A 26,428-nucleotide genomic window follows, 5' to 3' on the forward strand; every position below is an offset into this window, starting at 1 on the left:
ACGACGTCATCTATCTGGTACGCTGTCGAAAGGAAAATAAACTTTTCGACAGCGTCTTGATAAGACTGGTAGTTAATGAACACCGAACAAAATAAACAGACAGTTATTGATTTCTTTGATCAGATGTCCAATGGCAATGTTGAAGGTTTTGTAAACCTTTATCATGAGGGAGGAGCTGTCTGGACATCTGGTGATACGTTAATTTCGGGGACACAAAAGAAAGCTGAAATAGTCGAATTTGCTGGACGAATTTATGAAGCGTTTCCCGATGGTATTAAATTTAAGATCATCAGCATGACTGCTGAAGATGACCGAGTTGCTGTAGAAGCGGAAAGTGAAGGTATGCACGTTTCCGGCGTTATGTATCAGAATTTTTATCATTTTTTATTTATCTTCAAGAACGGGAAAGTCCTTCTCCTCAAAGAATATATGGACACTGAGAAAGTTACCGATATTCTATGCGGAGGGCAAAGACCAGTTCTTTAAAAGAAGAAATGTGAGGGAAATTATGAAGACTTTGATTGTTGGCGGAACTGGGCTTGTTGGTGCTGAAACTGCCCGTTTGATGGCCTCTAAAGGACATGAGGTAACACTTATGTCCAGAAATCCGACTTCCAACCCTGCGCTTCTAGAATTCCCGCACATCGCCCATGATTATATCCATGATGATATCTCACTTGAGATACTCAACGCATTTGACTGGTTGGTTTTCTCGGCTGGGGCGGATATTCGTATGCTGCCAGAAGGGGAGAGTGACGAGACTTTTTTTATGCATGCTAATGGTGTGCGGGTGCCCTATTTTTTTGAACAGGCGGCACAATCCAATATTTCCAAAGCGGTTTATATTGGAACTTTTTATCCTGTCGTGGCTTCTCAGAATATTGAAACCAGCGCCTATGTGCGCTCCCGTTACGAAGCTGACAAAGCCTTGCGCGCTTTTTCATCACCTGATTTTGAAATTGTTTGTCTCGATGCGCCCTATATTATTGGGCAGTTCCCCGGTATAGAAGCACCGCATCTTGAAGGGTTGACTATGTATGCAGCCGGTAAGCTAGAGGGTGTGCCACTTATTGCACCTGCAGGTGGTGTTAACCACATTAGTAGCCTTTCAGTCGCGGAAGCTGTGCTGGGAGGTTTTACGCATGGCGAGGCAGGTAAGGCATATCTCATCGGGGATGAGAATTTAAGTTGGAAAGAGTATTTGGAGTTATTCTGTGAAGCTGTTGGCAACCCGCAAAATCTGGATGTCACGACTGATGCCCACCCAATGCTTCCAGATATCATTCTGTATGCAGGTCGCAACGCGACTGTGAGCTATGAACCCGAAAATGGTGAGCTCAATTACGGACGTCAAAGAATTAAAGAAACAATCAAAAATGTTGTTTCATCTTATTTGAACTAACGACTAAAGGAGATTTAATCATGGCCAAAATAAGTTTCATTGGTGCAGACGGAAGCGTGTCTGAGTTTGAAGCACAAAAAGGTGACTCAGTCATGGAGGTTGCCACCCGTAATGGTGTTCCTGGTATTGAAGCAGATTGTGGCGGATCATGTTCATGCGCCACATGCCATGTTTATGTTGATGAAGCTTTCCGGGAACTTGTTGGGCCACCAAATGTAAATGAAGAGCAAATGCTTGAATTTGCTGATGATGTTCGTCCCGAGTCGCGGCTATCTTGTCAGATTAAAGTTACGGATGAGCTGGATGGACTTAAAGTAACACCGGCCTAAAGCGTTTATTAGAGTTTTAATTATTGGAGTTAGTCATGACTGTGTATCCCGAAGAAGAGGTTAGAGCCGCCGCTGAAAGATTAATAGAGCATCATTCAAAAGCTTCTGAGGTGACGGATTGGACTTTTTTTGTCGATGAAACATATACCGAGGATGCGGTATATTTATGCGAGTATGCCGGTGTTCGGCCTGTGACGGCTGTTGGTCGTAAGCAAATCAAGGAAACCCATTATGGTGAAGATATGGGAGGTTTTGAAGATTGGACCTTTCCCTATGATGGCTATGCCGTGAATGGTAACCGTATCATAACCCATTGGTGGAATCGCGGGCCGGGTAAACGACCTGATGGCAGTTTTTATCAAACGCCCGGCGTGTCTTTCATTACCTATGCTGGCAACGGAATGTTCTCGCACCAGCATGACTTTTTCGACCTCGCGCATCAGATGAAACTATGTGATGAACTAGAAGAAGCTGGATTGCTCAACGCCCGTTTGAAAGAGGTCTGGGTTAAGCCGATGAAGGCCAAACTTGTTGAAATGCTAACAAGTAATATGGCTTAAGTTGAATGGCCTATATGGATTTAATAATAAAACATAGGCTTAAATTCTTCATTCTTTCACTTTTGGTAATCGGTTTTGTGATTATCAAACTCATGCCTTCTTTTATTTTTAAATCGGTTCTCTCTGCTAATGAGGGCATTGGATATTCTGCGGTGGTATCTGCTCTCAGCAAAGCCGGAAACTATATTGAGTCTGAAACAGAGCCTGGTAGTCTCGACCGTGCCCAAGGCTATCGCTATGCATTGCGACGCATAGAGCAGTGGAATGGTGTGTTTATGAGCGACCATAATGCGCTCACACCGACAATCAGCCGTTGTCCATCTCGTTTGTGTAAATATGGCTTTGATAATCCGGATGCCGTTTATCAAACTGTCGGTCCGGTTTCGTCAAAATATCAGTACAGAGTCTTCGGGCAAAAAGGGAATGTGAGTTATATAACCTATCAATTATTTAATATTGGCCCCGACGGATTTGGCACAAGCGACACAATGGAGTCTGATGCGCTGGTATATGATGATAATGGGGGGTATGAGATATTCCTCGGTGCAGAGAATTTAGATAATCATCCGAATTTCTTACAGCTTCCTGAGCAAGGCGGGGCAGGACAGCTTGTCATCCGATCATTGATTAAGGATTGGAATAATGAAATTGAGCCAACCCTGAATGTTGAAGTTCTGGGGCTTGATAAAGGTGTGCCTGCCACAAGCACACCCTTAAATATGAAAATGTTTGACCCTCGTGCATTGGGTTTGGGTAGAATTATTGAAAATAATATTAAGGCTTGGCGTGAAAAAATTATGAATGCTCCAGCCAATTCTATGCCCATGCCGACTGCTGCTAAATCCGGAGGAAGTGGTGGGTTTATTACAAATCATACTGCTGTTATGCGTTTTGAGGTTGAACCGGATGAAGCTGTTCTGATTGAAGTGCAGAAAGCTGATGTTGTTTACAGCAATATTCAGCTTTCAAATATGTGGGGGGAATCGCTTGATTATGGCTCGCATCTTGTCTCTTTTAATGATGCGCAGGCATATCTCGATGCGGATAATGTTTTTAGATATGTGCTTGCGCATAAAGACCCAGGTGTCCCAAACTGGTTGGATACAGTCGGACATTCTATAGGCGGTGTTTTCGTGCGTTTCCAGTCGCCGAAGGAGGAACTTACTCAGCCTGCAGTAAAGCTCGTATCATTTTCAGATTTGAAGCAATATCTGCCACCCGACCATCCGACGGTGACACCGGCCCAACGTGCTGAAACAATTAGAGCCAGACTTTCAGGACTTAATCGTAAGAAAAACCCCGTTTATAATCGTGATATTAAATAACGCTGTTTTAAGGAGACACCATGCCTGCTATTTCTGTAATTGATGACATTGTAATACAAGCACCTGCACAGCTTATTTTTGATGTGATTGCTGATTACAATAATTTCACCTCTTGGTGTCCAGACTATCATTGCGAGATACTGGGTGCGGATAAGATTTCTGAAGGGGTACAGGTTGCCCATTGCCTCGGTAAACCACCTTTTACGACTGAATTTGTGCGTGAAATTAAATCTATTGAAGCGCCTCAACGTATTGATGAAGCCTATATCTCTGGCGCACTGGTCGGCACTGGAAGCTGGATATTTACACAGGAAGAAAGTGGGACGCGTGTCGCCTATGACTGCCAGGTCGATGGGACGGGTATAATAATGAATCTTGCTATGAAATTAATTGGTACATCAGCGCATAGTAAGGTTTATCAGAATATTTTGAACAGTCTTAAAAACCATTGTGAGGCGCGCTAAGTGATGAGGGCATCTGCCAAAATTACCGCTTCCCACATGTAATAAATGCATATTAAAAAAGGGCACCGTATTGAGTGCCCTTTTTAATTTTCAAATTCGAATAAACGGTCTGATGACGGCTTTATTCAGCACTTTCTACATAGAATTGTTTAAAGTACTCACGGAACTTCATGATGGGCCCGTCGCCATCGCATAGAAGCGGATTTGGACGGTATTTCTTGTTATCCCAAACGATGAGATCAACTGACTCGAAACCTGCTGAATCTTCACCTTCCGCCTCACCAATTGAGTGATTATAAAGATGTTCTGCAGTTTTTGCGTCCTCAGAACCTTCAGGATATTTCTTCCATGTGAAAGCCATACGTGTTCTGGTCAATTCAGCGTGAACAGGTGTTGACAGAGCAAACATGAGCATAGCGACATCGCCTTTATTATGGCGTGTTTCTGATATGCCAGGGCCATGACCAATACCCCAAATATATCCATCCATAATGTTATATTTGGAGATAGGACCATCTGCCTCGAACTCGACTGGTGGGATGATTGGTGCCCCGTGAAGAAATTTCAAGTGAGGCGTATCAACTGAGTTTTCAGCAATTTCCTGTATACATGTACCAATATCCCATGAATGGTAACGAACATCTACGTGGTTATCGGGGTCTTCAAATTCCGGTACTATTGGAAGATCCCACATTGGTTCTGCATCCTCTGGATGATACCAAGCGAAGATAACGCCATATTTTTCAACGACAGGAAGTGTTTTTAGAACCGGTTTCTTTTTACAGATACCAGGCATAACTTTGCCGTAAGGAACCTCTTTACACCATCCCTCAGAGTTAAACTGCCAGTGGTGGAAGGTACATCTAATATTGTTTCCTTCAACAATGCCGCCGTGACCCAAATGGGCACCCAAATGCGGGCAGTAAGGGTCGGTAATGCCGACAGAGCCGTCTTCGCCTCTAAACAGAACCCATTCTTTCCCAAAGAATGTGTCCATTTTTACTTGGCCAACTTCTAGTTCATGAGAATACTGAACCCCGAACCATCCATAAGGGATAGGGAACGGGCATCTTTCCAGTTCATCTCCAGTTTGGATTCTCTCCAAATCAACAGGTGCGTTCATAATAACTCCCAATTTTTGCTGTTAAAAAAGTATAAGCTTACTCAACTAAATAATTCAAATTATAATTATGCAAAGAAATTATTTCATTACTCTAGATGCTTTGCCCCATATACTTTGCTTTATAAGGCGCAAAAAGTTACTTAAGTCCCTTCATGATTAAATCGCTATAGCGCTTTGAATAGGGCGGCAATTGCACAAGAAAGTCGCGGAATTTGTCCAACGGTTGATGCACAACTGAGCGGGCATTCGACATATGCTTGAAGCCTTCATAGCCCCCGATACGCCCCATTCCGGATGTGCCAACTCCGCCAAATGGCAGATTAGGATTCGTGCCGGACTGAATGCAGTTATTGTTCACAACCGCAGAGCCTGAGGTCGAATTCTGCAAGAAGTAATCAATGTTATTTTTGTTGGTTGAATAGACATAAAACGCCAGTGGTGTTGGGCGTTTAGCAATAATATCAAGTACTTCAGATCGGTTTGAATAGCTGACAACGGATAAGACAGGGCCAAACACTTCTTCATTCATGATGTCCATATCTTCAGACATATTCGTCAGAATTGTCGGCTCGATATATCTGTCTGCTTTATCGCCGCCGCCGCCAAAGACCACTTCCGCACCTTTGGCAACCGCATCATCCATAAGACCTTTAATACGATCATAATGACGCTCATTAATGATGCGGGGCACATAACTGGAATTTTGCAGACCGGAGCCATCAGAATTGTAGAGCGCTTCTATTTTTTCTTTAATAAGAGCCAAGAACTTGTCTTTGACGGACTCGTGAATGACAATATATTCAGGCGCGATACAAACCTGCCCGGCATTCATTACCCGACCCCATGCAAGCTTGGTCGCCGCATTTTCAAGATTGGCTGTTTCATCAATGATGACAGGCGATTTACCGCCCATTTCAAGTGTAATGGAGGCGAAGTGATCTGCAGCCGCTTTCATGACAATCTTACCGACAGTCATACCACCTGTGTAATAGATGTGATTGAAAGGCAGTTTGAGTAGCTCCTGCGATACCTCAACACCGCCCTGCATGACCTGTGCTTCATCAGCAGGCAAAGCTTTATTAATGACTTCCTGCATAATTTGTGCCGATACTGGAGCAAGTTCTGACGGCTTCACAGCAATCGTGTTTCCTGCAGCGATGGCCGGTATCATCGGCACAATACATTCAGCGGTTGGTGCGTTATAGGCCGAAATGTTAAGTACAACCCCTTTGGACTGATAATTTATTTCACATCGCTTGCCCATGGTTGCGAGAGAGTTTTTTACCCGTACGGGGCGCATCCATTTTGCGAGATTTTTAATGGTGAAATCTAACTCGCCCTTAATCATGACCAATTCGGCTGCAACATCTACATCATTGGTGCGACGCTCTTCTTGACCTGACTTGAAAATATCATCTTTACGTTCCAGAAGTGCGTTCCAGATAGATCTAAGACGATCTGCACGTTCTTTGGCTGTCGTTTGACGCATGCGGGGAGCCGCATCCTGAAGTGCTTTAAATTGTGAAGCTATATCACTCATCATTTACCCCTTAAATTGTGGAATTTTGCTTGCTGTTTGAAGCATTTTTTCAAATAACCTATCTGGTAGAATTTTAAATAACGGCGCCATAATTGCGACATCCTTTCCAACTAAATAGGAGGATTTCCAATTTTTGACTTCCAATAATCCGAGAACCTGATTAACGACGACTTCTGGTGGATTGCCCTTTTCAATTTGCGTTGGCATGACATCTGTAATGGTTTCATAAAGATATGGTGCGTAAATATCGTTCATTTCTTTAGAAACATTTTTCCAGACATCTTTAGTTGTTTCGCGTGAATTGGCGGTCATATGTGTTTTAACGGCACCAGGTTCGACGGCTGTTACCTGAATACCAAAAGGCGCCAGTTCATTACGAAGCGTCTTTGTGAGTCCGATCACAGCATGTTTAGACATATTATAGACACCTGAGCCAACCGGATTAGCCTTCACCGCGCCGGAAGCAAAGTTAATAATCCGGGATTTTCCTGGGCCACGGCGAATGAATGGTAAGAAAGCTTGGGTTACGCGCATCATACCCCAAGTATTGACTTCAAACATTGTTTTGCCGTTTTTAATCGACGCGCCTTCAATGACGCCAGTACCGACGTTTGCGATACCAGCATTATTAATCAACAAATCCAGTGGTTTGCCATCGAGTTCTTTTGCAACGATTTTGGCGCTGTCTTTAACCGATTTGTCGGAAGTGACATCTTGCTCGACTGTCATAATGTTGGGATTATCTCCTAATTCTGACGTATCTGCCCCCGGAAGTATGCCTGCAAAGACTCTCCAGCCGCGCTCCGCTAATGTTTTTGCCTTTAAAGCACCCATCCCCATAGCTGCACCGGAAATGAACACAGTCTTTTGTTCGAGCATAATCCCACCCCTCATTATTAATTTACGAACGTGGTTCATAAAAAATTGTTTTTGAATTTTAGTCAAGCATGCTTATTGATTTTTCTTAAATTATACCGTTTTCATAGTGTGTTTTCTTCTTTAGACTGTTAAAATTCTAGATAGAACAACATTTGAACAGAACTGGAAGAGTTTTGACGTCACAGTCCACCGAATTACCCCAAAATTTTGAGAAAAAAGAAACCAGAGGTCGTAAACGCCTTCTCAAACGTGATGATATTTTGAATGGCGCTTTGTCAATCGGATTGGATAGCCTGACGATGAAAAACCTTGCAGAGCATCTAAATGTCGGAACAGCGACTCTCTATCAATATTTTGAAAACAGAGAAACCCTCCTGATGGAAGCAGCTGAGTATTCAATCAGATTGTTGCCATTTCCCGATTATAGGGGGCAGGGTTGGAAAGAACTTGCTCACGAATATACAAAAAATGTACAAAAAATTCTGAAGCAACACCCATCTTTTATCCACAGCCACCCGGTCACAGACTATGGTTATAAAATCCATTTCACTCTGACGGAGAAGATTCTCGCCGATTTGGTTTCGTGTGGCCTCGATGCCAAGCAGGCCATTAAAGTTACACATATAATTACGATGGCGTCTTACGCTGGTGCTGTTGAGGCCATCCGTCAAGAACGCCTGCCGGTAGAAGGGGCAGATATTCGCGGTTATATTTCTGAGCAATTCAGTGAAATGGATCACGAGGAGTTCCCAATTTTATCTGAAAATATTGATGCCTTTATTCTCTCAGCTGAGGATAAGATAGATTTATTGTTGGAAGTTGCGCTGGCTAATATTCAAGACGAATTTAAAACATAAAAAAATTAACGGGGGGGATGGTTTTATGCGTTTAAGTTTTTTAACCTTAATTTTTGTCGCCTTCATTTGTGGTGCAGAAGCTGAAGAAAAACCGAATATTGTTATTTTTCTAGCTGATGATCTGGGATATGCCGACCTTGGCTTTCGTGGGAGTGATATCCAGACGCCAAATCTTGACCGTCTAGCGTCTGAAGGTATGGTTCTTAATCGGTTTTACTCTTTACCGATTTGCACACCAACCCGTTCAGCATTAATGACCGCCCGTGATCCCATAAAGCTGGGGACTGCTTATGCCGGTTTGCAACCTTGGGAACATGGCGGCGTGTCTCCTGAAGAACATTTTATGCCGGAAAGTTTCCGGAAGGCCGGTTATCAAACTGCAATGATTGGAAAGTGGCATATCGGGCGGCAATATGAGTCGCTTGTGCCACATCATCGCGGCTTTGATCATTTTTTCGGTCATCTGAATACTCAAGTTGATTATTACACGCATGAGTCTGCCGGCGGTCATGATTTACAGGAGAACGGTAAGTCGCTCAAAAGAGACGCTTATGCCACTGATATTCATGGGGACGAGTCGGTACGATTTTTAAAAGAGTTGCGCGACCCAGCTAAACCTTTCTTACTCTACGTGCCATTTCTTGCCCCCCACAGCCCAATGCAAGCACCTGAAGAATTAGAGGCTAAATATAAGTCCCGCCTTAATTTCCCTATTCCCAAACGTACTTATGCTGCCATGGTCGACTCTATGGATCAGGCAATTGGGCGTATTCTTGATGAGTTGGAGCGTCAAGGCGTGAGTGACAATACAATCATATTGTTTTTCAGTGATAATGGTGGATTTGCTGGTTTTGGTGGTGTCAATGAACCTTACCGTGGAGGCAAGTTGGAAACCTTTGAGGGGGGTATAAGAGTCAACGCTATTATGCGCTGGCCTGGTAAAATACCAGCCGGAAGCGAAACCACGCAAACCATTTCGGTTATGGATGTGTTTCCAACACTCGCCGCTGCTGCTAATATCAAGATGCATAATAAGAAAAAAATTGATGGGATAGATGTTTTGTCCTCTATGACAAAATCAAAAAACATAAAACGTTCTAAGCCACTTTTCTTTGCATCAAACAGTCCGGAATATAATTCATTCCGTTTAGCGATGATTGAGGGAGATCATAAGTTGGTGCAAATTATTGACCATCATAACAGATCAACTGAAATAACCAATTATCTGTTCGATTTGGGCGAAGACCCTTATGAGAAGAATAATTTGGCGGAGGAAAACCCGTTGCGGGTTAAAAAGATGTCTGATGCAATTAATGACTGGCGTTCGCAGCATCCTGTAAGCGGTCTTTATGTGTCTATTTCGCCTAACCCAGCATGGCGTGCACCGGCTGATTATGCTGAGGATGTGAAACCTGACGACAAGACCTTGCTTCAGCCTTGGGCAGGTTTTGGTCGCGTCGCATCACAAGTGTTGCAAATGCGCTATGGTGAAAAGGGACGTATTAAATACGAGTAATTGGAGGGGGCTATGGGGAATTTTATAAAATATTTAATATTCGGCGTAATTGGCCTCGTCGTGATAGGCATCTTAACTTATCAATATTCCGATAGTGCTAAAAAACAGGTGCAATTACAGGCACTTGATACCGTTCACGACCTGGCTACCAACCGTATGAAAAAACAGGCGGAAAATGGTTCGACAAGCGTAGCGGCGGAATTTATTAATCTCCCCATTGAAGCGACTGAAGTTGCTGATGGTGTTTTCCGGGTCACGGGTATTGGTAATATTTACATGGTGACAACCGATGCGGGCAATGTGCTGTTCGATACAGGACTAGTGATGCAGGTTCCAAAACAAATTGCCGCCATGAAAGAGGTTGTGCAGGACAATAAGCTTTCCCATATTATTCTCAGTCATTCTCATGCTGACCATATTGGCGGTGTGAAATACTGGAGAGAAGAAGGCGTTGAGATTATCGCTCATGACCAGTTCACCGAGGAACAGCGCTACCTTAAAGCCCTGGAACCTTATTTGCATAATCGTAACCGTCTTTTGTTTCCTTTCATGCCTGAAAAGCCACCAACGGCTGAAATGATTGCATATGGTGGGATTACGCCGACGCTTACAGTGAAAGAAGGTGATAGTTATCGTCTGGAACTGGGCGGTAAAGTCATGGAAATTTACGCCATGGCAGGCGCTGAGGGCGCGGATAATGTTGTGATGTGGTTGCCGGAGCAGAAAGTGCTTCTCTCAGGTGATTTTTTTGGCCCTATGTTTCCACAATTTCCAAATGTCTTCACAATGCGTGGTGAGAAAATCCGCAAGCCGATGGAATACATTAAATCGCTCAATCGTTTGATTGAACTGGCACCAGAAGTCATTATGCCGGGGCATCTTGATCCTGTGAGAGGAGAAGAAAAGATTGTTGCTGGTCTGACAAAAATGAGAGACGCCGTGCAATATGTTCATGATGAAACCATTGCCGGTATGAATAGTGGTAAAACACTTTATCAGTTGATGGAAACAATTAGTTTGCCGCCGGAACTTGAGTTATCACAAGCGCATGGGCGTGTGTCCTGGGCAGTGAAAAGTATCTGGGAATATTATGCAACATGGTTCCATTTTGACCGCACAACAGAGCTTTACGGTGTCGACAGAGGTGACGTGATGCCTGATGTCGTTGCGCTAGCTGGGGTCGATGCTTTGCTCGATAAAGCCCGTTCATTTAATAAGGCGGGCCAGCCAGTTCACGCTATGCATATAATTGAAATTTTGTTGGCGGATCCTACACAGGCCTCAGATCCAAGCGTTAATAAGGTTCGTTTGGAGGCTCTACAGCTATTGCTTGATGAAGCCATTAATGGGATTGAAAACAGTTATGAGATTTATTGGCTTAATGCGCAAATTCGTCTAGCAGAGGGTGCGATAGCTGAAGAGGGTGAAGCCCCTTAAAATTAAATTAATATCCTTTCAGCGAACCAGAACAAACCCAGCCCAAATAGTGCAGGTGCAACAAAATATTCAACCCTATCGCGCCTGAAGCTCGTTCGCTTTTCTAAGCCGAATATCAAAATATAGACTGTCATGAGGGCAATAAGTTGAGCCAGTTCGACACCAAGATTAAAGCCAATTAACGGCGTCAGGATGTCGCTTTTGTCCAGATTAATATGTTTTAACCCACCCGCAAAACCTGCGCCGTGAACAAGCCCGAAAGCGACAGTAAGTAAAGGAAAGAGTTTTGTCTTTATGTGACCGGATTGGCTCAAATGATGGTAGCTAAACAGTGCCAGCGGCAGGGTAAAGAATAAACCCGTTACAAGTGGTAAGCGCCCAATATATATCGCTAACCCGCAAATGAGCATTATTGCAATGCTGAGTAGCATGGCAGAAGGCGTGTGGGTTGCCCCTTTTTTTCCTGCAACATCATAAGCCGTAAGTGCGATAGTTAGGCCAATGAGTGCCTCTACAAGCTTTTCTCGTGGCGTGATGATATCTACGAAAGCCAATCCAAGAGTCAGGCTATGCCCGAGAGTGAAGCCGGTAATGCATAAAACAGCTAATCGCGGACGCGTAGCAAAAAGTGCCAGAGCAAGCAGAAAAATCATGTGATCCAGACCTGAGATGACATGAAAAAAACCAAGGTGGATAAAAGCGTTTAAGCTATCAATAAAGCTTGTGGCTTCAAAAACAAAATACTGCTTTGCATTATTGAGGACAATCTCCTGATTTTCTCCAGCAATTGAAAACCTGGCGAGATGAATGTGGGAGGGCGAAACTAAAGTGAAGCTTGTTATCTCTATCTGAGGTGGTTCTGTGCTGACGGTCTCCAAACAACTAAAAACCCCTCGGGCGCGAAAATAGCCTAGCTTATCGTGCTGACCAACTTCCAAGCTTTCAGGCTTACAGCGGCTCTTATTTTGGGTGACGTTTATGGTCTCCATGAGATGACTTTTCAGCAGTGCCGCATAGTCTACAGACGGATAAAGCTGTGCAAGTTGGGTGATGCGCCGTTGGTCAACTGAGAAAAGGAATTTCAGGCGATGATTCTCAGTTTGGGAGATGACCTCCCATTGAGAAAAAGACTGACTTTTGGTGTGTGCTAAAGCATCCGTCTGAATGCCAACCATGAGAGCTATGAATAGGAATAATGTGCGCATCAATTCATAGAGTCTGGTGGTGTGGTGTAATCGCTTCGGTCGACAGTCTCAATCACATCGTCATAAAGCCTGATGTCAGCTGCCCGTCTCAAGTCGGAAAGATAGGTTTCAAATGCCTTTTCCTCCTGCCTTCTTTGCCATTCTGCTTTTACGATGTCAGCAACCTCATCAAAGTCAACCTCAGTTCGTGTAGCCTTCATCAACCAGATGAACATATAGCTTTGTTTTAAGTCTGACCCTGACTTTATTGGCCCAATAATCTCGTCTTGTTTTAATGTTGCAAGCCTGTCTCGTGCGGTACCCCCAAGATAATCAGCAGCTTTACCAAGAGGAATGTCATCAGGTAAATCTTTTTCAATTAAACCGAGGCGGCGGCCAGCAGCATCAAAATTTTCACCATTTATCATGGCTTGTCTAAAGGTGTCTGCAGTCTTAATTTCATCTGTCGTTAAGACCCTGACGCGCACCATGCGCGGCGCAACAAATAAATTTTTATTCTCTTGAAAGAAAGTTTCGAGTGTCTGCGCGTCTATTTCATAATCCGTAAGGAGAGCTGTGCTTCGCATAAGTGCCTGAACAAGGTTTTTGCGTGCCATAGGATCCGAACGTGCAAGTCCGATGTTAAGTGCATGCTGAAGGATAACCTCTTCATCAATCAGAACTTGCAGCGCCGATCTTCTATCGGACTCAGTAAGAGTGCGGTCAAGTCCGGCTTGCATGGCGGTGAGGGCGCGAAGATATTCGACCTTACTGACCGGTTCACCATTTATAGATGCTATTGGAACATCGCCGCGCAATCGTAAGTCTTGATTGCCAAATTTGGGCGGCAAAATACCCAATGCCGTGAGTAAAGCGAGAGTAAGTCCTGCCAAGCCTGCCAGTGTAAATAGAGGTGTATTTTTCAAAGCGTATTCAGCCTTGTTCACATGATTACTTGTATCTGACTATTTAGACGATACAGTTGAAGAGCTCGCACCATAATTTAGGTAAATCGGGGAAGACCATGCACGCACATCTTTCATGGTCAGACATTCATCATCGCCAGATCTATAATCACCTGTGCAGACTTTTGCTTTTACACAATTACCTTCTTCGTCATATTCGCATTTTATAGGTTCGGCATTAATCGTTGGCCAAGGCTCCTGAATGGCGCGTGCATAGTAAAGCGTATCTCTCTCTCCTGCTTTAAAGTCAGGGTCGGTGAAAGTGAAGCTACAACCATTCTGGTCAGCAGGGCAGTTATGAACGATAAATGGATCTTCAATCAAATCCCCAAGTTTTTCATCTGGTGAGGTTTGTGGACGGATACGCACAATCTCAATGCGTTCTATCAGATTGCGCTCATCTGAGGGGTTGTAGCACTCGCCACCACAAATATCATTTAGACGTTCCGCCCCAAGAGCAGCTATGGCGTGATCAGGGCATCCCGGCTTTTGTTTAAACGAGCCAACTGCTTTGACTTTGAATGTGCCGCTGGATGTAGTGGATACAGATGACCCCATTGGGGTTTCTGTGCCGTCCTCAGCTACACGGTCAAACCACATCAACATGCGCGGGCCTGATGTCCCATAGGTTTCGCGTCGTTGCATAGCGTCCCATACTTCTTCACGGGAACGGCCTTCAGTATGTACAGCCGCAAGACCACCGGTGAGCCAGAAGCTTGACTGCCGCTCAACTTCTGCAAGACCAAGATTCGCATTTTTCGCGAGTTCATTAGGGTCAAGCGGATGCACATAAGCATCTACGGGTGTCATTTCAGGTTGTAATCTTTCAAGCCATTCTGCAGATTTCGGGCCAGCCGCTTCAGTATTCAGGCGTCTACCAAATTCTTTATATCCCGTGCCGGGGCGGGCGCGGTGATTGTCTGAGGAAGAAATAAAACCCCAGTTAAATCGTGTCGGGTTATCTGCATCCTCGTCAAAACGTGAGAGCGCGAGACCTGCTTGAACACTTGTTAATGGACGGTGATGAAATGCCGGTAAATAACAATCTGTGCATTGACCGGAAAGTAGCCAGTCGGCGGCACTATCACCACCAATTGCGAGATGGTAGGAAGGTCCCATAAAGGCTGCAATCTCTCTGGCCTCGGAAGCACGTAACGTACATTCTTCAGATGATGTTCCCTCGGCGAGACAACGTTCCTCAACGATTTCACCCATACGAACGCAGGAGGGGGTGTAATCCTCAGTGGCGGGTGGACAGATAGCCTTGCCATCATCGTCAATTATAAGTGTTTCAAAATCCCTATATTCTTCAGAGTTTCCGTGGCCTGAGAATATTTCAATCAGAGAATATTCCTCTGGTCGGTTCTCAGGTTTGAGTTGTTTGTCCCACGTCGTATTATGGGGAGTGTAGAGACCCCAACTTGTACCATGCGGAATAATAAGTGGATCAAGATTTTGTTCATCCCTAAGCTTGCGGATTAAATCGCCGGGTGTCACGGCAGTTTCATAGCAGTTTGCAGGAAGTTCGTTAGAGGGTGTGTTCGTATCGCATTCTGGCACGTCCTGAATATTGTTAAAGAAAGTATTGAAATCCCAGTAAATTTGGCGATCTTGAAATTCCATAAGTGACACAATAGCCGGCATGCCCTTGGCATTGTTTCTGAGAGCCAGCGAAGTGATGCCAGCTGCGGCAATTGTTCTGACAGGAACGTCTTTATCATCTAGCCCCTTAAAAATTACATTTTTATGACCATAGTGAGTTTCAGGCGTGATGCCCACTTGCGTCCATTCAAAACCAATCATAGACACCATATCGGGGTTAGACTGATCATTGGACTTGGCCTGACATTCGCGAATACTTTGTTTTGCATTTTCCCAGCGCTCAGGGATAGAGGCTTCGGCGTGGTCGGTAATGGCCCAAAAATCCAAAGCAGAGCAATAGCGCGCATAATCGCAAGCATCAGCAAGTGGGTGAAGCCCCTTGCCTTGATAGAGCGGGAGAGACCATAAAAACGCATCTGTTGAATAAGTCGTATGCACATGCAAATCACCAAACATGATTTGCTTTCTGTAGGGGGTAGGGGCAACTGAGGATTCCGCAGTCTGGCGCGCCAGCACTATATTATCCGGAATGGCTGCGCCTTGAATAATCCCGCGATCGCGTTCGCTACCTAAATGTCCGTTTTCTGCTAAAAAGCTGAAGGTAAACCAGCCACCTATCAGAGCTATGATGACCACTGACAGACTTAAGATGACTTTTCTTAAACCACTAGACATAAACCCCTCCTACGTCCCCTGATTAAATTTTATTATGGATAGTATCTGCTAATTGTATCCACGACACAAGCAGGGCGTTCCTCGCCATCAATCTCGATTGTGATGCGTAAGGTAGATTGAATACCACCCTTCATTTCTTCAACAGAGATAAACTCCCCCGTTGCACGAATACGTGCGCCGACTTTAACAGCATTCGGAAACCGCGCCATACCGACACCATAGTTCACCCCCATCGACATCTGCTTAACTTCTATCAGTTGAGGTAAAAATTTATTGGCGAGTGATAGTGTTAGATAACCGTGAGCAATAGTGCCACCAAACGGGCCGTCCTTCGCTTTCGCCTCATCTACATGTATCCATTGATGGTCGTCGGTGGCGTCCGCAAACATGTTTACGCGATCTTGTTTCATTTCCACCCAGTCGGTAGGTCCGAGCTTAACGCCCTCCTGACCAAGAAGAGCTGCAGGTGTTTCATATTGTTTAACCATTTTTTATCCTTTATGCGTGCTGGCTGGAAGATGAGATAACTTCACCCGTGAGATATGATGAATAGTCACTGGCTAAGAAAACCATAATATTAGCCTGTTCCCATACTTCACTACCACGCCCGAAAGCTTCTTTTGCTTCAAGCTCAGCAAGTAATTCTTTGGTTGTTACTTTGTGGAGAAATTCATGAATCGCAAGGCTGGGTGCGACAGCATTGACCCGTACACCGAATTCAGTGCCTTCAATTGCGGCACAGCGCGTCAGGGCCATCACACCAGCTTTCGCGGCGGCATAATGCGCCTGTCCCTTTTGTGCGCGCCACCCAAGCACTGAGGCATTATTCACAATTACGCCCTGCTGCTGTTCTTTCATAATCTGCATTGCTGCGCGGTTAATTCTAAAGCAACCATTTAATGTCACATCAAGAACAATGGACCACTGGTCGTCTGTCATATCAATGATATCTGCAGTGCCACCAAGACCTGCATTGTTGATGACAATATCAATATGGCCGAGTGATTTCTTTGCAGCAGCAAAAAGAGCATCAACATCATCTTGAACTGTGACATTACATAAAGCTGTATCGGGCTTTTGCCCGGTGACTGCTTCTAGCCTTTCTGCGGCATCAGAAAGCCGTCCTTCATGTATGTCGGAAATGAAAACAGTTGCGCCTTCCTCAATACATTTGCGTGCTGCAGCAAAGCCAATGCCAGTTCCTGCCGCGGCGGTAATAACGACTGTTTTTCCGGCAAGAAGATTATGCCCTTCGACGTAAGTAGGCGGGAGTTTCAAATCAACCATTTGTATTGCCTCTTGGTTCTTTTGGCATGCCTAGTGCGCGTTCTGAAATTATATTGCGCTGAATTTGGTTGGTGCCTGCATAAATCGTGTCTGCACGGGAGAACAGGAATAGCTTTTGCATAGGCGAAAGTTCATCTTCAATAATTTCGGCATCTGCACCGATAACGTCCATAGCCAGTTCACCTAAATCGCGGTGCCAGGTCGCCCAAAAGATTTTTGAGATATAACCTTCTTTGCTGGTACTGCCATCTTGTGTGCCATTTAACATGCGGAGTGCGTTAAAGCGCATTACCTTCAGACCGGCATGTGCTTCGGCAATACGTCGGCGAAGAGAGGGATCATTTGCGCGCCCGTTTTCGTTGGCAGTTTTGATGATGAGGTTCAGCTCATTTTGGAACATCATTTGTTGACCGAGGGTTGATGCGCCGCGCTCAAAGCCCAGTAGTGCCATGGCAATCTTCCAGCCTTCACCGACCTCTCCAATTATATTATCAGCCTCTGTTTTGGCTTCTGTGAAATAAACTTCGTTAAATTCCGCTGTGCCGCTAATCTGGTGAATGGGACGAATATCTATACCCGGCTGGTCAAGTTCAACCAATAAGAAGACCAGACCGTCGCGACCTTTCGTACCTTCTTCAGCGCGCGCAAGAACAAAAATCCAGTCAGACTCATGCGCCAGCGAGGTCCAAATTTTCTGCCCGTCAATCACCCAGTGACCATCAACGAGACGTGCTTTTGTCTTGATGTTGGAAAGGTCAGACCCCGCATTTGGTTCAGAATAACCCTGACACCACAATTCGGTGCCGTTTTTAATGCCGGGGAGAAAGCGTTCTTTTTGTGCTTGCGTTCCATAAGCCAAAATAGTTGGTGCCATTAATGTTTCACCAATATGGCCTGCACGTCCCGGCCCACCATGACGCGCATATTCCTCGTTAAACTCGACAAAATCCATTAGGCTTAAATCGCGTCCGCCATATTCTTTGGGCCATTGCAGGCCAATCCATCCGGCCTCCCCAAATTTTTGTTCCCATGCGCGTCTTAATTCGGGTGAGGAGTCCTCATCACCGGGGCCACCACGCCATCTGATTTGTTCAAATTCGCCGGTTAAATTCTCCAACATCCATTGGTTGAGTTCTTCGCGAATGCTCATGTCATTTTCCCATTATTGCTGATGTATTTGATTTAAGACCGATTTGGTCTGCTAGCATTTGAAAGCCGTCTTCTGATGACGTGAAGAGGGCGCGGTTGCTGCGGGCGCGTTTGAAAAAGTAGTGTAGGGGGTATTCCCATGTGAACCCTATGCCGCCATGCATCTGGATGGCATCGCCTGCTATTTTAAAAAAAGCTTCAGAGGCATAGTTTTTAGCAATTAAGGCAGCTTCAAATTTTGCTGTGCGATCACCATCCAAGTCGGGAGATGCAGCGAAATATGATGCTGATCGAGCGCTTTCCAGAGCAATGAACATATCCGCACATTTATGTTTTACAGATTGAAAGCTACCGATTTGTCTACCGAATTGAACGCGCTGATTGGCGTAATCCAGTGTCATATCTAAACACCTTTGTCCGCCACCGACACATTCAGCTGCGAGCGCGCCATGGGCGATCTGGAGTGTTTGTGAAAAAGCAGTCTCGTCTGTTTTTCCAATCGCCTGTCCGTCAGAGAGTGAAACATTATCAAATGATACTTTTGCCTGACTTCGGGTTGGATCTATTGAGGCATAAGGCGTGACGCTTAATCCTGCAGTATTCGGACTATAGCCCGTCAGCACGATGTCATTGTCTTTGTTCTGTATTGCGACCAAAATGAGGTCGGCATGAACGGCATCTGTTGCCGGAGAGATGGTGCCGTTTAATTTATTGTCTTCAAGGGATAATTTACCTCGCCCATCGAGTGCGGAAATAATAATATCACCACTGGCGATTTTACTAAGCAAATCTGCTTTATCGTCTTCACTCGCAAAGGCTTCAATTATATCTGCCGCCAAAACGCAGGTTGAAAAGAAAGGAGCGCTGAAAAGTGTGTATCCAGTTTCTTCCATAATCACGGTTCGCCCCAAAAGCCCCATATCTGCACCACCATATTGTTCGGCGATACTTATGCCCGCCATACCTTGATCTCGGGCAAAGCCTTCCCATGCGGCACGGTCAAAACCGTGACCGTCTTTTGCGACACGATGCAATGTCTTGCCGCCATCTTCCCAATCAGACAACCAGCCTTTAACGGCTTCCCGGATCATCTCGTGATCTTCTTGGAATGGAAATGGCGGCATAGATTTTAGCTCCCATAAACCTTTTGAGCTGGTGGTGTAATATCGATTAACTCGCGGATAACCGCCTCGATTTCTTCCGGCTCATAACGTGCTTCTTTGTCTTTAATCGGGCCAGTTTTGTAGCCATCGGCAATGGATAGCTTGCCACCAAAAGCCTCGAAGCAATAACCGTTAATATCAGCTGAGGCCGGGCTGCACAGATAGACAATTAGCGGCGCAACATTTGCAGGGTCGAATTTGTCGAAGCTACCGTCTTCCGGCGCTCTCATCATATCGGCAAAGACTTCCTCCGTCATGCCGGTGCGGCCTTGCGGCGCAACAGAGTTTGCGGTGATGCCATAACGTGCCAGTTCAGCAGATTGGTTGAGGGTGAGTGTTAAAATCCCCCCCTTTGCGGCTGCATAGTTGGTCTGCCCAACAGAGCCTTGAAGCCCAGCGCCGGAACTTGTGTTGATGATCCGTGCATCTGGGTTTTCTCCATTTTTGGATTTTTCACGCCAATATTTCGCGGCATGTGATGACAGGCAAAAATGCCCTTTCAGATGCACGCGGATTACATTGTCCCAGTCGTCTTCACTGAGCGATGTAAACATGCGGTCTCGGTTGTTACCTGCATTATTGACAACGGCATGCACATCGCCAAAGTGTTCAATCGTGGTGGTCAAAATTTTGCCTGCAGAGGCGTAATCAGTGATGTCGTCAAGGTTAACAATTGCCTGACCACCTGCGTCATTGATAATTTTGACAGTTTCAGCAGCGGTATCGGGGTTGATGTCATTGACAACAACATTCCCCCCCGCTGCCCCAAGCGCGATTGCATAGGCGCGGCCAAGACCGCCGCCAGCACCGGTTATTATTATTGTTCGGTTATCACACAAGCCCATAGTTAAAGCCTTTCTATGATTGTTACATTAGCTAAACCGCCACCTTCACACATGGTTTGCAAACCATAACGTCCGCCAGAATGCTCCAGCTCGTTCAGCAAAGTCGACATAAGTTTTGTGCCTGTTGCACCAAGCGGATGACCCAGTGCGATTGCCCCGCCATTCACATTGGTTTTTTCATGCGGATAGCCGGTTTCTTTCAACCATGCCATTGGCACGGGAGCAAAGGCTTCGTTAATTTCCACACAATCAATATCATCAAGTGACATGCCGGTTTTCTTGAGCGCATATTCCGTAGCGGGAATAGGGGCTGTGAGCATGAAAATCGGATCATCGCCGCGAACACTCATGTGATGAACTCTTGCGCGGGGTTTCAGGTTATATTTCTTGACCGCATCTTCAGAGGCTAAGAGCATAGCTGATGATGCATCTGATGTCTGGCTGGAAATGCCGGCATGAATTCGTCCGCCTTCTTGAAGCGGTTCAAGGGTCGCCATTTTTTCCATTGTCGTATCGCGTCTGACTGTTTCGTCCATTTCGAGACCGTTAAACGGAACGACTTCATTATCAAATTTGCCTGCATCAATCGCTGCTGCAGCTCTCTGGTGACTGGCGAGGGCATATTCTTCCATCTCTTCTCTGGAAATATCCCATTTTTCGGCAATCAATTCTGCGCCGTGGAATTGTGAGACAGGTTCGTTGCCATATCTTTTGACCCAGCCTTCTGAGCCTGAGAACGGATCGTTAAAGCCAAGCGGCTGGGCGAGAATCATGGCCGAGCTAATCGGAATTTTTGTCATGGTTTGAACGCCACCTGCAATAACAAGATCTTGAACACCCGCCATGATACCTTGAGCGGCAAAATGAACGGCTTGTTGTGACGATCCGCATTGACGGTCAACGCTCACACCTGGAATGGCTTCGGGGAAACCGGCGGTCAGCCAGCATGTCCGAGCGATATTTCCTGCCAGAGGCCCAACTGCGTCAACACAACCAAAGATAACATCATCATAATCTTCCGCAGGAATATCATGTCTATCAACCAGTGTGCGCAGAATGAAAGCGCCCAAGTCAGCAGCATGCACTTCTGCCAGCGTACCTTTACGTCTGCCGGTCGGTGTTCGGATTGCATCAATAATGTAAGCTTCGCCCATAATCTTCTCCTTAGTAATTGAAAGTTGTACCCGGCCCCAGTTCAGCATCATCGGCTAAAATCATGGCTTCGAGAATATTAATATGATGACTGCGGTCTCCCCATTCACCGCAAAGAGCCCATACGCGTTTCATGAACATGTGTAGACTAACTTCAAATGTATAACCCATACCGCCATGAACTTGAATGGCTGTTTCTGCAGCAAGCATGGCCGTGTCAATTGATGAGACTTTCGCCTGATGGACACAGCGTCCCATTTGTGTGGCAGCGAGTTGGACAATCGGACGTGTGAATTCGATTTGTGTGTGTACATTTGCCAATTGATGTTTAATTGCCTGAAAGGATCCTATTTGCTTGCCGAATTGTTCGCGGTCTTTAGCGTAGTCAACCGATAGGGCGACCATCCTCTTGGATAGACCGCAAAGGAAGGATGCGTTGAGTATCGTGCCGCGCTGGTCAATCGTGTCCAGACCGTCGCCGGGTATTGAAATTTTATAAAGCTTACGCAACGGGTCGATAGATTTTAACGGGGTGAGGGTGACATCGTTTTTATCAATCAGACGCGCCTTGCCGCCTTCACCGATGAGAAACATATCCGCCAGATCCGCATGGCTAACCATGCCGGATAGTCCGCATACAGGTAGGACTTTTAAATCCCCGGCAATCACGGCATTTAATTCGACAGTTGCCCCCATCTCGTCGAGAACCGGCACGCTGATGCCTGCTATTTCGATCAGGGGTTCGGTCAGGGCAACATTGCCAGCCATTTCGGCAATACCTGCCATGACAGAAAAATCCTGCGCCAGTCCATTTTTTTCTTCTGGTGCCAGAAGCCCAAGCAGGCCAAGCTCAGCAAAATTGTCCCATAATGAAGGGGGGGTATCAGCAGAATCTGACTCCAAAAGGTGACGCATATATTCAACTGTATGCTCGCCTGCGAAAAAACCATCCGCCGCGTCGATAAGTTCCTTTTGGTCTGATGTGTAGATCAAATTCATGCCGGTTCTCTTATTGTCGTGGGAGACCGAGAACACGCTCGGCAAGAATATTACGTTGAATTTCATTTGTTCCGGCGTAGATAGGTCCGGCTAAGCTAAACATATAGCCATCCAGCCATCTGCCATTCTCAATCGCTCCTTCGCCTTCTTCCAGTTCGGCGTGCATGCCCATTATGGTCATGGCAGTGCGATGCATCGCGCGATCCATTTCAGACCAAAAGATTTTGTTCGCACTCGCCTCGGAGGATATGGAGGCGCCGCTATCAACTTGTGCGACGAGCGCATAAGTGGCTGCGGTAAATCTTTCTGTATCGCCCCACGCCTGTAGCACTTGTTCTTTAATACCTGAGGAGAGGCGATTGGCATTTTGCTTATACAGCTTTACCAACCTGGCAGCGGCGGCCTGAAAGCGTGCGGGGGAACGAAGCAACAGACCTCTTTCAAAACCCGCTGTCGCCATTGCGACACCCCAACCACCATGTTCGGGGCCAAGAAGATTATCGACAGGGACACGGACTTCGTCAAAAAACAGTTCGGCGAAACCGGGATCTCCGTCCAGCTGCGCAATCGGGCGGACGGTTAAACCGGGACTATCGAGGGGCACAAGTATCTTAGATAGGCCGTGATGTCGGCTGCTTTCCGGGTCGGTTCTAAATAAACCAAAACACCAGTCGGCAAAAACGGCACGAGATGACCAAATTTTCTGCCCTGTAATTACATACGCGTCACCATCACGCACAGCTTTACTCCGAATAGCTGCCATATCGCTACCTGCACCGGGTTCGGACCAAGCCTGTGCCCAGATTTCATCACCAGCCGCCATAGGCTTAAGGAAGCGTTCTTTTTGTTCGTCAGTGCCATATTCCATAATGGTCGGGCCAAGAAGGAAGATACCATTCTGACTCACACGCAAAGGGGCATCGGCGCGATAATATTCTTCTTCAAAAATCAGCCAATCCGTTAGACTACATCCACGCCCACCAAATTCCTCAGGCCATGTGACCATGCCCCAATTTCCCGCATGAAGCTTTCTCTCCCATTCGCGGTGAAGGTCAAAACCTTCCTGGGTATCAAGAGAGGGTAGGCGTTCACTTGGGACATTGGCGTTTAGCCAGTCCCGCACTTCCTGCCGAAATTGATTTTGCTCATTTGAAAATACGGCTTCCATCAAGCATCCCCAAAATCGGCAGCTTTACCGGTTTCTACAAAAGCATCGCGTGATTTCTGGCTGTCCTCATGCATATACATTTCAAAGGTAAAGCCCTGTTCCCAGCGATAGGACGCATCTACGTCAAAAGGTTCGATGCCGTTTAATGCCTGTTTAGCAATTCTCAGCGCATCACGACTTTTGCCCGCGATAACAGTAGCGAGTTTGCGGGCTTCATTTTCGAGTTCCGCGCGTGGCACAACATTTTCAATTCCGCCAAGGCGATGCATTTCTTGAGCTGTGATCTGCCCACCTGTTAAGAATGCCGCGCGCACTTTCGTTAGCGGAATCATTCTTTGTAAATGTGCTGCACCGCCCATCGCGCCACGATCAATTTCTGGCAATGAGAAAAAACAATCCTCTGATGCAATGACAATATCCGATGCGCCGCACATACCGATGCCGCCGCCAATCACAAATCCATGAGGCGCAGAAATGACGGGAATCTCACAGTGATGAATGGCTTTGAAGGTTTCATAATTCCCTTTATTGACCTCAACAATCGCCGCGCTGTTTGCCGCTAATTCTTTAATATCAACCCCAGCGCAAAAGCCTTTGCCCTCAGCTCGGATAAGAAGAACCCGAACATCCTGCCGCTTCCCTAAATCGGTGATAATGGTCGGTAATTCGTTCCATGTTTGGCTGTTAAACGCGTTAACAGGCGGATGATCAAGAACCAACTCGGCAATATTATCGGCAACATTTATATTAATCGGCATGATTTAATTTCCACTCTTTGTGTTTTGGAGGCGTTCTTGAGCATCAGTGATGATGGTATCAATAATGTCGCCTGCGCCGGGAAGGTCGTTAATCAATCCGGCAACTTGGCCGCTGGGGAGCACGCCCTTATCGGGGTTGCCGTCAACCATGGCCTTTTGAATAATTATCGGCGCATTAGCCGCCATGAGAGTCTGTCCGAGAGTTAAGTCCGTTCCAGATGCCATTTTCCAGGCTGTTTTGACGGTCTCAAGCATGCTCATTTCTGATTGAGCTTTGAATCTAAAACCGTTGACTATAGCGCGGAACAGCATGCCCAGCGACGATGCATTTTCAAGGTCTTGTAAGGTCGGGTTCATGACCATGCGTTGGGGGAGGCCATCAAGTTTTGTTGAGACGGGTATTTTTGTGACCTCAGCATCAAGATAAGCCTGCTTTGTGGCTTGGGGTACGGGACTTTCCGCACTCATCATAAAGCGCGTACCCATTGCAATCCCATCGGCGCCAAAAGCCAATGCCGCTGCAAGACCGCGTCCATCTCTGAAACCACCGCAGGCAACAACAGGAACATCAAGTTTGTAATCCAACACTTGCGCCAACAAAAGCCATGTGGGTGTGTAACCGGTATGTCCACCGCCCTCTTGCCCTTGGCAAACCAGAACATCAGCCCCCATCTCAACAGCCTTTGGGGCATGTTTCCCAGCACCAATTGTCGGCACGCATTTAATGCCAGCGGCTTTGACACGGTCAATGACTTTAGCAGAAGGGGCGCGCCCATAGGAAATTGCGGCGACTTTATAATCGATACACATATCGACGATTTTATCGACATCCTTTTGAAAGGAATGAAAGTTCACACCAAACGGGTAATCACCCGATTGCTTGATTGATTTAATTTCGGCCTCACACTCTTCGGCACTCATCACGGCAGCAGCGAGAAAACCGAATCCGCCGCCGTGAATAGAAGCTTTTACCAGCTGAGAGGTTGCAACCCATCCCATCGCCGTTTGGATGACGGGCGCTTGGCAACCCAGAGTTTTTGTGAGACGCGTTTCGAGGGACATGAAATTAATCTTGCTCTTTTTTCTTATTTGACTTGGCCATTTTTTTGCCATCAAAACCGGCGATATAATCTCCAGTTACAATGCTGTTTTGAGCATGGGCAAAGTGATGCATTGCGTAAATGCCATCCATAGCATTTTTCTTGTTCTGAAGATTTTCAACATGGTTACAAGCTTGCTTTACCAGCAGGGCGGCAAGGCGTGGCTGGCTAGCAATCTTCAAAGCTGTCTTAGTGACATTCGACGCCAGTTCATCAACCGGCACGACGCGGTTAATCATACCCGCAGACAAAGCGCGGTCAGCAGACCAGCGTTCACCGAGAAGCAAAAATTCTTTCGCCATACGAACATTTAACTCATAGGGATGTGCGAAATACTCAACCCCGGGAAAACCCATTTGGACAACCGGGTCTTGGAAGAAAGCTGTATCGGAGGCGATGATTAAGTCACATACCCAAGCCAGCATCAGACCGCCAGCTATACATCCGCCATGCACCTGAGCAATCGTAGGTTTTGGAATGTCACGCCAACGGTTGCAGAACCCAAGATAAACTTCATATTCACGAATAAATGCTTTTTCAGCACCCGGCTTGTTGTCGTGATTATAAATCATGGTACGGCGGTCTTCACGACCAATGGTAAAATCTCTGCCTGGGGTTCCGATATCGTGACCGGCGGAAAAATGCTTACCATTGCCTTTCAACACAATCACCTTCACACCATCATCGCCAACTGCTTTATAAAAAGCGTCATCTAGCGCATAAAGCATCTGGCTGTTCTGACTGTTATGATAGGTCGGTCGGTTCAGTGTTATATAAGCGACTTTATCCACGACCTCGTAAAGTATCGGGTTTTCTTCTTCGTAAACGACTTCTTTTTCTTCGCGTGGAACGGTTTCATTTTCGTCAATATTGATCATATTTTGACCCTTTCCGATATTCTAAATACCTTCAATTTTTGAGGTTCTCAGGAAACTGAATTTAATTGGTT

The 26,428-nt window shown here is 46.0% G+C and carries 26 protein-coding genes; 9 read left to right on the top strand and 17 right to left on the bottom strand.

What is annotated here, in order from left to right:
• The first annotated feature begins 75 nt into the window (after positions 1-75).
• From RS24_RS00405 to RS24_RS00430, 6 genes are read left to right on the top strand one after another with little or no spacing between them, the layout of a single operon-like run.
• The gene (locus RS24_RS00405) at positions 76-486 is read left to right on the top strand and encodes a nuclear transport factor 2 family protein (protein ID WP_021776191.1); all 411 of its coding nucleotides are present in this window, start codon (positions 76-78) and stop codon (positions 484-486) included.
• Between the two features lie 22 nt (positions 487-508).
• Positions 509-1,402, top strand: a complete 894-nt coding sequence (locus RS24_RS00410; RefSeq protein WP_021776192.1) for an NAD-dependent epimerase/dehydratase family protein — start codon at positions 509-511, stop codon at positions 1,400-1,402.
• 20 nt (positions 1,403-1,422) lie between these two features.
• A complete protein-coding gene (locus RS24_RS00415; protein ID WP_021776193.1) occupies positions 1,423-1,731 on the top strand; it encodes a 2Fe-2S iron-sulfur cluster-binding protein in 309 nt (102 codons plus the stop codon).
• Positions 1,732-1,766: 35 nt separating this feature from the next.
• On the top strand, positions 1,767-2,291 hold the full coding sequence (locus RS24_RS00420; RefSeq protein WP_021776194.1) for a nuclear transport factor 2 family protein: 525 nt from the start codon (positions 1,767-1,769) through the stop codon (positions 2,289-2,291).
• A 14-nt stretch (positions 2,292-2,305) separates the two neighbouring features.
• Complete coding sequence (locus RS24_RS00425; protein WP_157833772.1) at positions 2,306-3,616, top strand: hypothetical protein; 1,311 nt, start codon at positions 2,306-2,308, stop codon at positions 3,614-3,616.
• A gap of 20 nt (positions 3,617-3,636) precedes the next feature.
• Positions 3,637-4,080 carry an SRPBCC family protein gene (locus tag RS24_RS00430; RefSeq protein ID WP_021776196.1) on the top strand — a complete coding sequence of 148 codons (444 nt, stop codon included), beginning with the start codon at positions 3,637-3,639 and terminating at the stop codon, positions 4,078-4,080.
• Between the two features lie 121 nt (positions 4,081-4,201).
• On the opposite strand, the gene RS24_RS00435 is transcribed toward RS24_RS00430, so the two are convergent.
• From RS24_RS00435 to RS24_RS00445, 3 genes are all read right to left on the bottom strand, one after another.
• Positions 4,202-5,203, bottom strand: a complete 1,002-nt coding sequence (locus RS24_RS00435) for an aromatic ring-hydroxylating oxygenase subunit alpha (protein WP_021776197.1) — start codon at positions 5,201-5,203, stop codon at positions 4,202-4,204.
• 136 nt (positions 5,204-5,339) lie between these two features.
• Positions 5,340-6,743 carry an aldehyde dehydrogenase family protein gene (locus RS24_RS00440; RefSeq protein WP_038300478.1) on the bottom strand — a complete coding sequence of 468 codons (1,404 nt, stop codon included), beginning with the start codon at positions 6,741-6,743 and terminating at the stop codon, positions 5,340-5,342.
• Between the two features lie 3 nt (positions 6,744-6,746).
• Positions 6,747-7,622 (bottom strand): SDR family NAD(P)-dependent oxidoreductase, encoded by an 876-nt coding sequence (locus RS24_RS00445; protein ID WP_021776199.1) that lies wholly within the window; start codon positions 7,620-7,622, stop codon positions 6,747-6,749.
• Positions 7,623-7,795: 173 nt separating this feature from the next.
• On the opposite strand from RS24_RS00445, the gene RS24_RS09595 reads away from it, so the two are divergent.
• Genes RS24_RS09595 through RS24_RS00460 form a run of 3 tightly spaced genes read left to right on the top strand, consistent with a single transcriptional unit; the run spans position 7,796 to position 11,432 of the window.
• A complete protein-coding gene (locus RS24_RS09595) occupies positions 7,796-8,479 on the top strand; it encodes a TetR/AcrR family transcriptional regulator (protein ID WP_021776200.1) in 684 nt (227 codons plus the stop codon).
• 25 nt (positions 8,480-8,504) lie between these two features.
• Positions 8,505-9,995: a sulfatase-like hydrolase/transferase gene (locus RS24_RS00455; protein WP_021776201.1), complete on the top strand. Its 1,491-nt coding sequence runs from the start codon at positions 8,505-8,507 to the stop codon at positions 9,993-9,995.
• A gap of 12 nt (positions 9,996-10,007) precedes the next feature.
• A complete protein-coding gene (locus RS24_RS00460) occupies positions 10,008-11,432 on the top strand; it encodes an MBL fold metallo-hydrolase (RefSeq protein WP_021776202.1) in 1,425 nt (474 codons plus the stop codon).
• A 2-nt stretch (positions 11,433-11,434) separates the two neighbouring features.
• On the opposite strand, the gene RS24_RS00465 is transcribed toward RS24_RS00460, so the two are convergent.
• The 14 genes from RS24_RS00465 to RS24_RS00530 are packed head-to-tail and all read right to left on the bottom strand — an operon-like array spanning position 11,435 to position 26,357.
• Positions 11,435-12,637, bottom strand: coding sequence for a HupE/UreJ family protein (locus RS24_RS00465; protein WP_021776203.1), 1,203 nt, complete (start codon positions 12,635-12,637; stop codon positions 11,435-11,437).
• Positions 12,637-13,542 (bottom strand): peptidylprolyl isomerase, encoded by a 906-nt coding sequence (locus tag RS24_RS00470; protein WP_021776204.1) that lies wholly within the window; start codon positions 13,540-13,542, stop codon positions 12,637-12,639. The genes RS24_RS00465 and RS24_RS00470 overlap by 1 nt, the downstream gene beginning before the upstream one ends.
• Positions 13,543-13,581: 39 nt before the next feature.
• Positions 13,582-15,858, bottom strand: coding sequence for a DUF3604 domain-containing protein (locus tag RS24_RS00475; protein ID WP_021776205.1), 2,277 nt, complete (start codon positions 15,856-15,858; stop codon positions 13,582-13,584).
• Positions 15,859-15,890: 32 nt separating this feature from the next.
• The gene (locus RS24_RS00480; RefSeq protein WP_021776206.1) at positions 15,891-16,346 is read right to left on the bottom strand and encodes a MaoC family dehydratase; all 456 of its coding nucleotides are present in this window, start codon (positions 16,344-16,346) and stop codon (positions 15,891-15,893) included.
• A gap of 10 nt (positions 16,347-16,356) precedes the next feature.
• Positions 16,357-17,145 (bottom strand): SDR family oxidoreductase, encoded by a 789-nt coding sequence (locus RS24_RS00485; RefSeq protein ID WP_021776207.1) that lies wholly within the window; start codon positions 17,143-17,145, stop codon positions 16,357-16,359.
• Positions 17,138-18,295 carry an acyl-CoA dehydrogenase family protein gene (locus tag RS24_RS00490; RefSeq protein ID WP_021776208.1) on the bottom strand — a complete coding sequence of 386 codons (1,158 nt, stop codon included), beginning with the start codon at positions 18,293-18,295 and terminating at the stop codon, positions 17,138-17,140. The genes RS24_RS00485 and RS24_RS00490 overlap by 8 nt, the downstream gene beginning before the upstream one ends.
• A gap of 1 nt (position 18,296) precedes the next feature.
• Entirely contained in the window at positions 18,297-19,418 is a 1,122-nt protein-coding gene (locus RS24_RS00495) for an acyl-CoA dehydrogenase family protein (RefSeq protein ID WP_021776209.1), read from the bottom strand.
• A 5-nt stretch (positions 19,419-19,423) separates the two neighbouring features.
• Positions 19,424-20,302 (bottom strand): SDR family oxidoreductase, encoded by an 879-nt coding sequence (locus RS24_RS00500; RefSeq protein ID WP_021776210.1) that lies wholly within the window; start codon positions 20,300-20,302, stop codon positions 19,424-19,426.
• A gap of 2 nt (positions 20,303-20,304) precedes the next feature.
• Positions 20,305-21,456, bottom strand: coding sequence for an acetyl-CoA C-acetyltransferase (locus RS24_RS00505; protein ID WP_021776211.1), 1,152 nt, complete (start codon positions 21,454-21,456; stop codon positions 20,305-20,307).
• A gap of 10 nt (positions 21,457-21,466) precedes the next feature.
• Positions 21,467-22,453 carry an acyl-CoA dehydrogenase family protein gene (locus tag RS24_RS00510; RefSeq protein ID WP_021776212.1) on the bottom strand — a complete coding sequence of 329 codons (987 nt, stop codon included), beginning with the start codon at positions 22,451-22,453 and terminating at the stop codon, positions 21,467-21,469.
• A gap of 10 nt (positions 22,454-22,463) precedes the next feature.
• Complete coding sequence (locus RS24_RS00515) at positions 22,464-23,621, bottom strand: acyl-CoA dehydrogenase family protein (protein WP_021776213.1); 1,158 nt, start codon at positions 23,619-23,621, stop codon at positions 22,464-22,466.
• Positions 23,621-24,379 carry an enoyl-CoA hydratase family protein gene (locus tag RS24_RS00520; protein ID WP_021776214.1) on the bottom strand — a complete coding sequence of 253 codons (759 nt, stop codon included), beginning with the start codon at positions 24,377-24,379 and terminating at the stop codon, positions 23,621-23,623. Before RS24_RS00520 ends, RS24_RS00515 begins: the two co-directional genes overlap by 1 nt.
• A gap of 3 nt (positions 24,380-24,382) precedes the next feature.
• A complete protein-coding gene (locus tag RS24_RS00525; protein WP_021776215.1) occupies positions 24,383-25,441 on the bottom strand; it encodes an NAD(P)H-dependent flavin oxidoreductase in 1,059 nt (352 codons plus the stop codon).
• Positions 25,442-25,445: 4 nt separating this feature from the next.
• Positions 25,446-26,357: an enoyl-CoA hydratase gene (locus RS24_RS00530; protein ID WP_021776216.1), complete on the bottom strand. Its 912-nt coding sequence runs from the start codon at positions 26,355-26,357 to the stop codon at positions 25,446-25,448.
• Positions 26,358-26,428 lie beyond the last annotated feature (71 nt).

The organism is Candidatus Micropelagos thuwalensis (assembly GCF_000469155.1).
Lineage (GTDB): Bacteria > Pseudomonadota > Alphaproteobacteria > RS24 > RS24 > Micropelagius > Micropelagius thuwalensis.